This is a genomic window from Pleomorphomonas carboxyditropha, assembly GCF_002770725.1.
GTDB lineage: Bacteria > Pseudomonadota > Alphaproteobacteria > Rhizobiales > Pleomorphomonadaceae > Pleomorphomonas > Pleomorphomonas carboxyditropha.
The window spans coordinates 109,482-122,160 of the sequence record NZ_NQVN01000002.1 but is presented as its reverse complement, the minus strand read 5'-3'; the positions used below and the strand labels follow the sequence as shown (position 1 = coordinate 122,160).

Here is a 12,679-nt window from a genome sequence, read left to right as displayed (position 1 = left end):
TTTCTGGAGAGCGTCTATGCAATCCTTGATGAAATCCCTGATCATTCCCGAGCCTGGCAAGATGGCGATTGCCGATGTACCGCGCCCCGACCCCAAGGCCGACGAAGTTCTGATCCGGGTTCGGGCCAGCGGCATCTGTGGCACCGATGTTCACATCTACAACGGCGGCTTTACCGCCTCCTATCCGGTGGTGCCGGGTCATGAGTTTGCCGGTGAAGTCGTCGCCGTGGGCCCCGCCTGCACGCGGATATCGATCGGGTCCCGCGTGGCGGTTGAGCCCAATGTGCCCTGCAACAATTGTCCGGAATGTCTGCGCGGCGAGCATCACTTCTGCCGCAACATGGTGGTGCCGGGCGTCAATCGGTCCGGCGGCATGGCCGAGTACGTCATCGTCAATGAGCGGGGCGTTTTCGATATCGGCGATCTTTCGTTCGTCGAAGGCGCCCTGGTCGAGCCGCTCTCCTGCGTCGTGCACGCCACCGAACGGTTGGGCGTCGGTTGGGCGGAACATGTTCTCATCCTGGGGGCCGGTCCGATCGGCATTCTGATGGGGCGCCTGATCAAGGCGCGTGGCGCTGCCCGCGTCGACTATCTCGAAAGGAATCCTCAGCGCCTTGCCAATGCCGCTGCGATGGGATTCGGCGAGGTCTATTCCAGTTCCAGCGACATCGCCGACAAAGTCTACGATGCCGTCGCTGACGCCTCCGGCAGCTCGGCCCTCGTTGCCGAGGCCGCCAACCGGCTGACCCGCCCGCGTGGACGAGTTCTGATTTTCGGCGTGCCGCACAAGACCGGACAGATTGCTCTCGACCATTTCCGTGTCTATCGCGAGGAAATCTCTGTCATTGCCTCCTTCACTTCGCTGAAGAACAGCATCCAGGCGATCGATCTCATGAAGAGCAAGACCATCGACGTCAGCGACATCGTCTCCCATCAGATCAAGCTTTCCGAGTGCCCGGATTACATCCTGCGCATGCAGGCTAGCGATGGTGATCTCCGGAAAGTGACGGTCACCGACTTCACTCACTGATGCTTGGGGAAAGGGCTTCATCGATGAGGTTGCTTTCTCCTGCGATGACTTGACGAGGAAAAGATGAAGAACATTCTAGCTCGGCATGCCAGCGGCGAACCGGTCGGAATTTGCTCGGTCTGCTCGGCCCATCCCTTGGTGATCCGCGCCGCTCTCCTCTACGATCTTCACACCGATCGGGTAGTGTTGATCGAGGCGACCTCCAATCAGGTCAACCAGTTCGGCGGCTACACCGGCATGACAGCGGCGGACTTTCGGGATTTCGTCTGGGGCATCGCCGACGAGATCGGCTTCCCGCGCGAGCGCCTGTTCCTCGGCGGCGATCATCTCGGCCCCAATACGTGGCGCAACAAGCAACCTGCCGAGGCGATGGAACTGTCCCGGCGTCTGCTTGCCGATTATGTGGCCGCCGGCTTCCGGAAGATTCATCTCGACGCCTCGATGGCCGTCGCCGGAGAAACCGACCCGATCGACCCGGCGCTCGCCGCAGAACGCGCCGCCGACCTGTGCGCTGCGGCTGAAGCTGCCCGCCCCGAGGGCGTCGAGCCGCTCTACATTATCGGAACCGAAGTTCCGGTACCCGGAGGCGAGGCCAACGGTCTGGCCGGCATCCAGGTTACCCGCACCGCCGACGTTGAATCGACGATCGAGACGCACCGCCGGGCCTTTGCCTCCCGGGGCCTCGAGGCGGCTTTCGAGCGCGTCGTTGGCGTAGTCGTCCAGCCGGGTGTCGACTTCGACAATGCCGGCATCATCGCCTATGCTTCCGAGAAGGCGGCCAGTCTTTCCCGGTTCATCGAAGGTCGCAAGGGGCTTGTCTACGAAGCCCACTCGACCGATTTCCAGCCGCGCGAACAGCTTCGCGAGCTGGTGCGTGATCATTTTGCCATCCTGAAGGTCGGACCGGCGCTCACTTACGCTCTGCGCGAGGGGCTGTTCGCGCTGGCTGCTATCGAAGATGAACTGATACCAGTCGAAAATCGCTCGGATCTCCGGCGCGTCATTGACCGCGTGATGCTCGACGAGCCCGGCTACTGGCAGAAATACTATCCGGGCACCTTCTCGGAGCAGTCGTTGCTGCGTATCTACAGCCAGTCGGATCGTATTCGCTACTATTGGCCTCACCCGGCCGTGAACGCCAGCGTCGACCGGCTGTTTGCCAACCTGTCGTCCATCGCGCTGCCGATCGGTCTCGTCCGGCAGTACGCGGGCCACGAACGCGCTCGCCTCGGAAATGGGGCGGTGACGGCCGAAGCCATCGTGCTGGACAAAATTTGGCAGGTGCTCGACGACTATCGGTTCGGTTGTTACGGGCAATTGAACTGACACTGCTGGCCGACCAATCCGGCGCCGATTTGTGGAGGGGCAAATCGGCGCCGGGCCATAATAGCTGGCGACAACTGCTTGCGATTCAAGCCTTTACGGGAGCCGCCACAGGACAGGGCCGAGGAGGATATATGTCCGACTACGCAATTCGCATCGAAGGCGTCGGCAAGACATTCGGGGGCGTGCATGCCCTGCGGGACGTTGACCTACGCGTCCGGGCAGGCACCATTCACGCGCTGGTCGGCGAAAACGGTGCCGGCAAGTCGACGCTGATGAATATTCTCGCCGGCATCCTGCGCCGCGACAAGGGCACAATCGAGGTCTTCGATGACGCTGTCGATTTTACCAGCCCGGTCGAGAGTCAGAAGCGGGGCATCGCCATCATCCATCAGGAACTGGCGCTGGCACCGGACATGTCGGTGGCCGAGAACATGTTCCTCGGCGACCTCGGCAACGGATCGCCGTTCGTCGACTGGAAGACGATGAACCGGAAGGCCGGCGAAGCACTCACTGCCTTCGGTTTTAACATTTCGCCGAAGACGCTGTGCGGCGACCTGTCGGTCGCCTACCAGCAGATCGTCGAGATCACCAAGGCGCTGGTCATCCAGGATTGCCGCGTGCTGATTCTCGACGAGCCGACGGCGGTACTGGCCGATCCGGAAACCGACGTCCTGTTCGATAACCTGCGCAAGCTCAAAGAGAGCGGCATCACCATCATCTACATCTCGCACCGCCTCGAGGAGATCTTCCGCATCGCCGACGCCATCACCGTCTTCAAGGACGGACGAACGGTCACCGATCTCGACCCCAGGGCCTGCACTGAAAATGACATCATCACCAATATGGTTGGCCGCAAGCTTGAGGCCCTGTTTCCAGCAAAGCCGACGGAGGCCGCCTCCGGCGACGTACTGCTCAAGGTCGACCGCCTCAGTCGTTCCGGCGTGCTCGACGACATTTCGCTGACGCTGCGCGCAGGCGAGATTGTTGGCCTTTCCGGCCTGATCGGCTCGGGACGCTCGGAAGTGGTGCGGGCGATCTTCGGCATCGACCCTATCGACGGCGGTACCATTGAGGTGTCGGGCAAGCGTCGCGTCATCCGCAAGCCGGCCGACGCCATGCGTGCCGGCATCGGTCTGGTTCCGGAGGACCGCAAGCGTCAGGGCGGCATCCTGCCGATGAGCATCCGCGAAAACATGACGATGACCAATCTCGGCGCCATCAGCCGCTACGGGATCAGCGATGCGCGGGCCGAACGCCGCATCGCCCAGGCATCGCAGGAGCGCGTCAAGATCAAGCTCGGAGCCTTGAGCGATGCCTTGTCTTCGCTGTCGGGCGGCAACCAGCAGAAGGTGATCGTCGCCAAGTGGCTCAACACCAACTGCAAGGTGCTGATCCTCGATGAGCCGACGCGCGGCGTCGACGTCGGCGCCAAGGTGGAAATCTACGCAATCATCGCCGCGCTGGCGGCTTCGGGCGTCGGCATCCTGGTGATCTCTTCGGAACTCGTCGAGATCATCGGCCTCTGCCACCGGACCTATGTGATGAGCGAAGGACAAATCGCCGGCCAACTCAAGGGCAGCGAGATGACGGAGGAAGCCATCATGCGTCTCGCCATTCCCAAGCGCCGCATCCATTGAGAGTTTTCGGGGGAATTCATGACTGCCAACAAGCTGTTCCGTCTGGTGCTCACCCAGTCGACCGTCGTCGTCTTCGTGCTGATGCTGATCGCCGCCGGCCTTCTGTCCGACCGTTTCTTTACGCCCGACAACATAACCAACATCCTGCGTCAGAGCGTGCCGCTCGGCATCGTGTCGCTTGGCCTGCTCTACGTCATCCTGACCGGCGGCATCGACCTTAGCGTCGGCTCGATCATGGCGCTGATATCGGTGGTGACGGCGCTCGCCATCCCCGACTATGGCGTGACCGGCGCCATCGTCATCTCGCTCATCGTCGGCATTCTCTGCGGTCTGGTCAGCGGCTCGCTGGTCGCGAACTTCGGCATTGCGCCTTTCATCGCCACGCTCGCCACCATGACGATTACGCGCGGCCTGTCGCTGATCGTTTCCAAGGGACAGCCGATCTTCATCGACAATCAGTCGTTCATGGATTTCGGTAGCGCCTCCTTCGCCGGCATTCCTCTTCTGTTTTTCCTGCTAATCCTCATTACGGCCGCCGCGCTGTTCCTCAATCGGAAGACCGTTTTCGGCCGCCTGGTTATCGCCATTGGCTCCAACGAGACGGCAGCGCGCTTCTCGGGCATCAACCTCACCGCCATCAAGCTCGCCGTTTATGCCATCTCCGGCTTCACCTGTGCCATCGCCGGCGTTGTTTCGGCAACGCGCACCGGCGTCGGTTCGCCAATCCTTGCCATCGGCTTCGAGCTCGATGCCATCGCGGCGGTTGTGGTCGGCGGCGCCAGCTTGGCCGGCGGCCGCGGCACGGTGATCAACACGCTGATCGGCGCGCTGATCCTGTCCATGATCTCCAACCTGATGAACCTGATGGACATTCCCGGCTATCATCAGCAGGTGGTGAAGGGCGTGATCATCGTTCTCGCTGTCTTGCTCGAGAGCGCCAAACGGCGTGTCTCGACCGCTCATTGAAGCCGAACGAGATCTAAAGCATTTTCGAGCGAAGTGGACACCGGTTCGCGTGAAGAAAATGCGTCAATTCAAAAAGATAGAGTGTTTTCGCGTTTCCATGAAACGAGGAAACGCTCTAGACCCTTCGGCAGGAATTGCCAGGAACGAATTTCGGGGTCAGGACGAAATCCTGCGGCGGCTCGACGGCGCCTTGAGGGTCGGTAATCCGGTGCATGAGGCGCCGGGCAATGATGCTACCCAAAGCCAAGGTATCCTGGACCACCATGGTGATGCGCGGGGTGATGACCGAACTCCATTGCACATTGTCGATCATGGCCAGCGAAATGTCTTCAGGGCAGCGGAAGCCCAATTCCTGCATGGCCTGCAGCGCAGACAGAGCCACCGTATTGTTGGCGCCGATGATTGCGGTGGGCCGTTCGGGCTGGATGAGCAGGCGCATCGCCGCATCGTAACCGGCTGTGCGGGTAAACTGCCCATCGACGACGAAATTGGGATTCACCTCCACACCGGCACTTGCCATCGTGTCCGTGAACCCGCGATAACGCTCCGTCGCCGTATGCATGTGGCTCGGGCCGGTAATGAAGGCAATACGTCTGTGGCCGAGTTGCAGGAGATGCTCGGTCAACATCGCGCCGGCAAGATGGTTGTCGGAGCCGACGAAATCGCGTTCGATACCGGCCACCTTCTGGTCGAAGCAGACGACCGGAACGTTCAAGCCGGCGATGAAGTCAACATACTCCTGATCGTAGCCGGAAGGCGCTAGCGCCAGGCCCGCGACCTTAAGGCCGATCAGGTGCTCAACCATCGCCTTCTCGCGCGTCGTCTTGCCCGAGGAATCGGTGACGACGACGAAGTGCTGGCGATCGAGCGCGTAGTTTTCCAACTCGCGCCGGATGTCCCCGAAAAACGGGTTGCCGACATTGCCGACGATAAAGCCGATCATGCGGCTGCGCCCGCGAGCAAGGCTCTGGGCAAGCGGATCGGCGACGAAGCCGACCGCCGTAACGGCCTCCCGGATTTTTTCAAGAGTCTTCTGACTGACACGGGCCGGATTGCTCAAGGCCAATGAGACCGTCGATACGGATACGTCAGCGAGCTTGGCGACATCACGAATTGTGGCCATCAGTCCTTCGAACCGCTTCTATAATTTCAAGCCTTCCCGACGAAAGGCGCATTCCCTAAAGCTTCTACCATAGAACTAACATCTATATGAATTCACACAATACAATGGCTGAAGTTTTCAACAGCATGCTTGACATCCGCAATGAAAGGATCTACGGATTATCGAACCGGTTCGATTGAGCAAAATATCTGGGAGGATATTGTGAGCAACGTGGGAACGGTCAGAGGAGGTCCTGATGCGACCGATGGCAAGGCGTGGTTTGCGCACGATCGGTTCGGCATGTTCATCCATTTCGGGCTTTATACGCTCGGCGCTCGGCACGAATGGCTGAAGAGCCGCGAAGAGTTCACCACCGAGGCTTATCAGAAATATTTCGACAACTTCGATCCAGATCTCTACGACGCTCGCGAATGGGCGCGCCGCGCCCGCGCAGCCGGCATGAAGTATGTGGTGCTGACCGCCAAGCACCATGAAGGCTTCTGTTTGTGGGACAGCAAGGTCACCGACTACAAAGTGACCAATACGCCCTACGGCAAGGACCTTATCGGCCCCTATGTCGAAGCTCTGCGGGCCGAAGGGCTCAAGGTCGGCTTCTATTACTCGCTGCTCGACTGGCATCATCCCGATTTCCCGATCGATGGGCATCACCCGCTACGCAACCATCCCGATGCGGCCAAGCTCAATCAGGGCCGCGACATGACCCGCTATGCCAAATACATGCGCGATCAGGTGACGGAGCTTTTGACGGAATTTGGCAAAATCGACGTGATCTGGTTCGACTTCAGCTATCCCTGCCGCGACTACAAGGGATTCCCCGGCAAGGGGCGTGCCGACTGGGAGAGCGAGAGCCTGATCAAGCTGGTGCGGGAGTTGCAGCCCGACATCATCGTCGGCGACCGCCTCGACCTGCCGCGCGACGAAAACCATCTGCCCGATCTCGTGACGCCGGAACAATATACGCCGCGTATCGCGCCGACCGTCGCCGGGCTGCCGGTGCGCTGGGAAGCCTGCCACACCTTCAGCGGCTCCTGGGGCTATCATCGCGACGAGACGAGTTGGAAGGATGCGGGTCAGCTTCTCAACATCCTGATCGATACGGTCTCGCTCGGCGGCAATTTGTTGATGAATGTCGGCCCCACCGGACGCGGCACGTTCGACGCCCGCGTCATCAAGGCGCTCGACGTCTATGGCGAATGGATGCGTCTCAACGGACGCGCGATCTACGGGGCCGGGCCGTCGATATACAAGGCGCCGAATGGTTGCCGTTTCACCCAGAAGGGCAACCGGCTCTATCTGCATGTCCAGACTTGGCCGTTCCGGCACATTCATATCGAAGGCTTGGGACGCAAGGTCAGGTATGCGCAATTCCTGCATGACGCCAGCGAAATCCATTGGCTCGATCCGGATGCCGAAGTCGATTCCAATATCGGCGTTGCCGTCGGAGAAGACATGCTGAGCCTCGAGTTGCCGGTCATCAAGCCCGATGTCGTGGTGCCGGTGATCGAACTGATCCTCAAGGATTAAGCGTGCTTCGGCACGGGTCTGCGGTGCCATTATGATGAGCCGCGAAGCCGAACTCGTTGCAACGATGACACCGTTGATCGCCGACCTGGCCGAAGACGGCGATGGCGCCGTCGCGTTGGCTGGCTCGCGCGGCAAGGGATGGTCGGATGCGCAATCGGATTTCGACTTCCGGGTCTATGCCGATGCCTATCGCGGGCCGGAGCTCAGGCGCACAGGTTCGTGGAAGCGGTTCGAGGAAGCCATGCGCGACTGGCAGGTCAAGGGAATCCGGATGGAAGGGGTCTGGATGCGCCGCTACGCCGGGGTGCGCCGCGATCTCGACGCCTGGCTGGCCGGTGTTGCCGTGCCGAGAAATTTCGAGTGGACGATCTGGGGGTATCACTTGCCGACAGATCTCGCCAGCCAGCGGATCATCGTTGATCCACGCGGTTTGCTGGCCGGATGGAAACAACAGCTTGCACAATATCCCGAGGCGCTCAGAGCCTCGATCCTGCAACAGCATATGGACATTCTACGCTACTGGGCCAAGGACTACCATTACGAGAGCAAGGTCGTTCGCCGTGACCTCGTCTTTCTGGTCGGGCTTACGGGGAAACTGGTCAACGCCATTTTGCAGACCGTCTTTGCCTTCAACCGGACCTACTATCCGGGCGATGGCTGGAACTTGCCCATGGCGGCCGAGCTCGAGCGGCTGCCGCCCGATTTCCTTCAGCGGATGACCGCTATCCTGGAGCCGGGACACGATCCCGACGCCTGGCAACGCCAGAGAGCGGAACTGATCAGAATGATCGCCGACTTGGAGGATCTGATCGCAGCCTGAAAGAACTGCTTGGTCGAACCGGAAGGGAGAGACCCGGGCTCTGAAGACCGTCACCGCAACCGTCGTCAAAGAGGAGGAACCAGCATGAAACGTTCATCGATCTTCGCTGCGGCCCTTGCTGCCAGTTCCCTGCTGGGCATCGGCGCGCAAGCACAGGACTCGACCGTCACCATCACATGGCAAATGTGGGGTGCGCCGAACGATACGCAGCTCTGGCAGCAACTGGCCGATCTCGTCACGCGGCAATACCCGGACATCAAGGTCGAACTGCAGCTCTCGGGCTGGACGGATTACTGGACGCGCCTGCCGGTTCTGGCAGCATCGGGGCAAGTTGCCGACATCATCTCGATGCAGTCCATGCGCATGCCGAACTTCTATTCGCTGCTTGAGCCGCTGGACGACTATGTGAAAGACGGCGGAGTGGAGGTTGCAGATTTCGAGACCTCGATCATGGCCGGACTTTCCTATGATGGCAGGCTCTATGCGCTGCCCTACGACGTCGGTCCGTGGATGGTGTTCTACAACCGGGACAAGTTTGCAGCGGCCGGATTGAAGGAGCCGGCCAAGGACTGGACGTTCGACGATTTCAAGGCTGCGGCCAAGGCGCTGACCAAAGACGGGACTTACGGCTACGGGACGCAGGCCTTCGACTTCATCGCCGGCCCCATCGCTCTGGGTGCCGAATATTTCAACGCGGACAACCAGTTCGACCTGACCAATCCGGGCTTTGTCGAGGCGTTCGGCAAATATGTCGACCTGACCGCCAAGGACAAGCTCTCGCCCGTTTTTGCGTCCGCTGCCGACGCGTCTGCGGCCAGCGGTCGTTTTGCCTCGGGCAATGTGGCCATGTATATCGACGGTCCCTGGACATTGCTCACGGCCCAGGCCAATGCCGACTTCGAGATCGGCACCGCGCCGTTGCCACGCGGAAACGATCGATCGCGTTTCATCACCGCCGGTTCGGGCTGGGGTATTTCCGCAACCAGCCAGCACAAGGATGCCGCCTTCAAGGCATTGCAGGTGCTGACCGGTCCGAAGGCCGCAGAAATCCTCGGCTCAGCCGGCCGTGCTCTGCCGGCACGGCTTGCCGAGCAGACCTACTGGTACGACGTCGCCGCCAAGAGCGTCAGCGGCACCCGCGATACCCTGCAATACATGTTCGCCCACACAACCCCCTTCCGCATCAACGAGAAATGGAACCAGTTCGAGAATCTTGTGATGCAATATGTACCCGTGGCGTTGACGGGAGACACGGAACCCAAGGCGGTGCTCGCCGACATTCAGAACCAGCTTCCCTAACCCTCGGTACCCGGCCGGTCTTCGGCCGGGTGCGCCGGCCTGGCCGACACGGCCCTGCCGGAAAGGAGAGGCCTATGATGCTGGACAAACACCGCAGTGCAATCACGCAATCAAAAACGCGCCCGAGAAGATGGTTTCGGGCCGGGGAAGGACGAACGGCATTCTTCTTCCTGCTGCCGGGCCTGATCGGCATTCTGTTGTTTCTCGTCCTGCCAATCTTTGCTTCGATCGCACTGAGCTTCACCGACTGGCAGTTGCTCGGTACGCCGCATTTCGTCGGCTTTGCCAATTATACCCGCCTGTTTACGGCCGATCCGCAATTCTGGACGGTCCTGCGCAATACCGTGTTCTTCACGGTAGAATATCTGATCCTCAACATCGTCGTATCGCTTGGACTGGCGACATGGATCTCCAGCCTGAAGTTCGGGCAGCGATGGTTCCGGGGGATCTTCTTTCTTCCCACCTTCACGCCGCTCATCGCGGTTGCGATCGTCTGGATGCTGATCTTCACCAGCGGCGGCCTTTTCGACAGTCTTATGGAGCGGCTCTCGCTGCCGTTTTCGGGCGTGCTCAACAGCCAAACCCTGGCCATGCAGGCGGTGATCCTCACCTCGATCTGGGCCGGCGTCGGGTACAATACGGTGCTGTTCAACGCCGCACTCGACATGGTGCCGGCAAGCTACCTGGAGGCCGCGCGGATCGACGGCGCCACAGCCTGGGATCGCTTCTGGAAAATCCGTCTGCCCTTGATCTCGCCGACGCTGTTCTTCGGCACGGTCATGACGGCGATCACCTCGCTGCAGGTCTTCGACCAGATCTTCGTCATGACCAAGGGTGGGCCAGGCTCGGCAACCGCAACGCTCGGCTATGCCATCTATCAGCGAGGCTTCCAGAATTTCCAGATGGGCTACGCTTCGGCCATCGCCTGGGTCATGTTCGCGTTGATCATGGCACTGACGGCGCTGCAATTCTGGTTCCAGCGTAAATGGGTGCATTATGACAACTAAGTCCAAGGCCAAGGCACGCCGAAGACTGGTGCTCGACGTTATCAATCATGCCGCATTGGCCATCGTCGCGGTTGCCTTCTTGTTCCCGTTCTTCTGGATGGTTTCCAACGCCGTGCGCTCCAACGCCGAGGTGATGGCGATACCGGTGCGCATCCTGCCGAAGGTTTTCGAATGGGGCAATTTTGTAGCCGCCTGGACCAGATTGCCCTTCGGCCGGTTCTTCCTCAACAGCGCCATCATCGCCGTCTGCGTTACGGCGATCACCGTCGTGGTTTCATGTCTTTCCGGCTATGCCTTCGCGCGGCTGAAATTCAAAGGGCGCGAGACGCTGTTGCTCGGATATATCGGCACACTCATGGTGCCGCCGCTGATGCTGATTATCCCGCTGTTTCTGATCATCAACAGACTGGGCATGGTCAATACCTTTCCAGGGGTTATCCTGCCGATCTCGTTCGGCACCTTCGGCGCTTTCCTGATGCGGCAATTCTTCCTCTCCATTCCCATGGAACTGGAGGAGGCCGCGAGGATCGATGGTGCCTCACGGCTACGCATCCTAATCGGCATCATCGTGCCGCTGTCGATGCCGGCCATCGGGCTTTTGTCGCTGTTCACCTTCATGGGGCAGTGGAACAACTTTCTCTGGCCATTGATCGTGATGACCGGCGCCGACAATGCAACGCTGCCGGTGGGGCTCACCATGTTCCAGACCCAGCAGGGCACGCAGTGGAACTATTTGATGGCGGGCGCGACCCTTTCCATGCTTCCCGGGATTTTCCTCGCGATCATCCTCCAGAAGCTCATCTACAACAGCATCGCTCTCAATGCGGGCATGGGCGGGCGCTAGGCACCTTGCAAACACTCTCGGGAGCTGGGACATGGCGAAACTGACGATCCGCAACGTCATCAAGCGTTATGGCGCGCTTGAGGTACTGCATGGCGTATCCGTTGCCGCACAGGACGGAGAGTTCGTAGTGCTCGTCGGCCCGTCGGGCTGCGGCAAATCCACTTTGCTTCGGATGATCGCCGGGCTGGAAAGCATAAGCGACGGCGAAATCGAAATCGGCGACCGTGTCGTCAACGATCTTGAGCCCAATGAGCGCGACATCGCCATGGTCTTCCAAACCTATGCGCTCTATCCGCATATGACCGTTCGCGACAATATGGCCTTTTCGCTCAAGCTTGCGCGTCGCAGCAGGCAGGAGATCGAACAAAAGGTCGATGACGCCGCCGGCATTCTCGATCTCACCGCGCTTCTCGATCGCTACCCACGGCAATTGTCCGGCGGACAGCGCCAGCGCGTGGCAATGGGGCGCGCGATCGTACGCAATCCGGCAGTCTTCCTGTTCGATGAGCCGCTCTCCAATCTCGATGCCAAATTGCGCGTGCAGATGCGCACGGAAATCAAGACGCTGCATCAGCGACTAGGCACCACCATGGTCTATGTAACTCATGACCAGATGGAAGCGATGACCATGGCCGATCGCATCGTGGTGATGCACGGTGGCGGTATCGAACAGGTCGGTCCCCCGCTCCAAATTTACGATGAGCCTGCCAACAGTTTCGTCGCCGGGTTCATTGGCTCGCCGTCGATGAATTTTATCGACGGTCTTGTCGTGGAACGGGGCGGAACGGCGGAGCTGCAAACGGAAGAGGGTGTGCACTGGCCACTACCGGAGAGCGCCCGCGCTTATCTCGGACAGTCGGTTCGCCTTGGAATCCGACCAGAGCATATCGCCGTCGGCCCGGACGGGGTCCAGGCCAGAGTAAACATCGTTGAGCCAACGGGCTCCGACACGCATCTGCAATTGCAGGTGGGCTCTCAATCGATCATTGCTGCTGTCAGGGATCGCCCCTCGGTATCGGTTGGCCAGCCTGTCCCACTCAGGATCGATGCGAATAAGGTACATTTGTTCGATCTGGCGAGCGGCAAGCGGCTGCACTGAACAA

At 60.1% G+C, this 12,679-nt stretch carries 11 protein-coding genes; 10 read left to right on the top strand and 1 reads right to left on the bottom strand.

Going from position 1 to position 12,679, the window contains the following annotated elements:
• The first annotated feature begins 16 nt into the window (after window positions 1-16).
• The 4 genes from CJ014_RS05075 (at window position 17) to CJ014_RS05060 (ending at window position 4,959) form a co-directional block, all read left to right on the top strand.
• Window positions 17-1,030, top strand: coding sequence for an alcohol dehydrogenase catalytic domain-containing protein (locus tag CJ014_RS05075; protein ID WP_100079454.1), 1,014 nt, complete (start codon window positions 17-19; stop codon window positions 1,028-1,030).
• 63 nt (window positions 1,031-1,093) lie between these two features.
• Window positions 1,094-2,356 carry a tagatose-bisphosphate aldolase subunit GatZ gene (gene gatZ / locus CJ014_RS05070; protein WP_100079453.1) on the top strand — a complete coding sequence of 421 codons (1,263 nt, stop codon included), beginning with the start codon at window positions 1,094-1,096 and terminating at the stop codon, window positions 2,354-2,356.
• Between the two features lie 131 nt (window positions 2,357-2,487).
• Window positions 2,488-3,993 (top strand): sugar ABC transporter ATP-binding protein, encoded by a 1,506-nt coding sequence (locus CJ014_RS05065; RefSeq protein ID WP_100079452.1) that lies wholly within the window; start codon window positions 2,488-2,490, stop codon window positions 3,991-3,993.
• Between the two features lie 18 nt (window positions 3,994-4,011).
• Complete coding sequence (locus tag CJ014_RS05060; RefSeq protein ID WP_100079451.1) at window positions 4,012-4,959, top strand: ABC transporter permease; 948 nt, start codon at window positions 4,012-4,014, stop codon at window positions 4,957-4,959.
• Window positions 4,960-5,074: 115 nt separating this feature from the next.
• Here the strand turns inward: CJ014_RS05060 and CJ014_RS05055 are convergent, their stop codons facing one another.
• Complete coding sequence (locus CJ014_RS05055; RefSeq protein WP_100079450.1) at window positions 5,075-6,082, bottom strand: LacI family DNA-binding transcriptional regulator; 1,008 nt, start codon at window positions 6,080-6,082, stop codon at window positions 5,075-5,077.
• Between the two features lie 201 nt (window positions 6,083-6,283).
• Between CJ014_RS05055 and CJ014_RS05050 the strand changes: the two genes are divergently transcribed.
• The 6 genes from CJ014_RS05050 (at window position 6,284) to CJ014_RS05025 (ending at window position 12,675) form a co-directional block, all read left to right on the top strand.
• A complete protein-coding gene (locus CJ014_RS05050; protein WP_100079449.1) occupies window positions 6,284-7,606 on the top strand; it encodes an alpha-L-fucosidase in 1,323 nt (440 codons plus the stop codon).
• Between the two features lie 31 nt (window positions 7,607-7,637).
• On the top strand, window positions 7,638-8,426 hold the full coding sequence (locus tag CJ014_RS05045) for a DUF4037 domain-containing protein (RefSeq protein ID WP_245427117.1): 789 nt from the start codon (window positions 7,638-7,640) through the stop codon (window positions 8,424-8,426).
• A gap of 84 nt (window positions 8,427-8,510) precedes the next feature.
• Window positions 8,511-9,725, top strand: coding sequence for an ABC transporter substrate-binding protein (locus CJ014_RS05040; RefSeq protein ID WP_100079448.1), 1,215 nt, complete (start codon window positions 8,511-8,513; stop codon window positions 9,723-9,725).
• Window positions 9,726-9,799: 74 nt separating this feature from the next.
• Window positions 9,800-10,732 carry a carbohydrate ABC transporter permease gene (locus tag CJ014_RS05035; RefSeq protein WP_207765672.1) on the top strand — a complete coding sequence of 311 codons (933 nt, stop codon included), beginning with the start codon at window positions 9,800-9,802 and terminating at the stop codon, window positions 10,730-10,732.
• The gene (locus tag CJ014_RS05030) at window positions 10,722-11,576 is read left to right on the top strand and encodes a carbohydrate ABC transporter permease (RefSeq protein WP_100079447.1); all 855 of its coding nucleotides are present in this window, start codon (window positions 10,722-10,724) and stop codon (window positions 11,574-11,576) included. The genes CJ014_RS05035 and CJ014_RS05030 overlap by 11 nt, the downstream gene beginning before the upstream one ends.
• Before the next feature lie 31 nt (window positions 11,577-11,607).
• Complete coding sequence (locus CJ014_RS05025) at window positions 11,608-12,675, top strand: ABC transporter ATP-binding protein (protein ID WP_100079446.1); 1,068 nt, start codon at window positions 11,608-11,610, stop codon at window positions 12,673-12,675.
• The last annotated feature ends 4 nt before the right edge of the window (window positions 12,676-12,679 follow it).

Excerpts from the sequence above, each read along its gene's own strand:
- CJ014_RS05075 (WP_100079454.1), top strand. The coding sequence starts at position 17 with ATGCAATCCTTGATGAAATCCCTGATCATTCCCGAGCCTGGCAAGATG.
- gatZ (WP_100079453.1), top strand. The coding sequence starts at position 1,094 with ATGAAGAACATTCTAGCTCGGCATGCCAGCGGCGAACCGGTCGGAATT.
- CJ014_RS05065 (WP_100079452.1), top strand. The coding sequence starts at position 2,488 with ATGTCCGACTACGCAATTCGCATCGAAGGCGTCGGCAAGACATTCGGG.
- CJ014_RS05060 (WP_100079451.1), top strand. The coding sequence starts at position 4,012 with ATGACTGCCAACAAGCTGTTCCGTCTGGTGCTCACCCAGTCGACCGTC.
- CJ014_RS05055 (WP_100079450.1), bottom strand. The coding sequence starts at position 6,082 with ATGGCCACAATTCGTGATGTCGCCAAGCTCGCTGACGTATCCGTATCG.
- CJ014_RS05045 (WP_245427117.1), top strand. The coding sequence starts at position 7,638 with ATGATGAGCCGCGAAGCCGAACTCGTTGCAACGATGACACCGTTGATC.
- CJ014_RS05040 (WP_100079448.1), top strand. The coding sequence starts at position 8,511 with ATGAAACGTTCATCGATCTTCGCTGCGGCCCTTGCTGCCAGTTCCCTG.
- CJ014_RS05035 (WP_207765672.1), top strand. The coding sequence starts at position 9,800 with ATGATGCTGGACAAACACCGCAGTGCAATCACGCAATCAAAAACGCGC.
- CJ014_RS05030 (WP_100079447.1), top strand. The coding sequence starts at position 10,722 with ATGACAACTAAGTCCAAGGCCAAGGCACGCCGAAGACTGGTGCTCGAC.
- CJ014_RS05025 (WP_100079446.1), top strand. The coding sequence starts at position 11,608 with ATGGCGAAACTGACGATCCGCAACGTCATCAAGCGTTATGGCGCGCTT.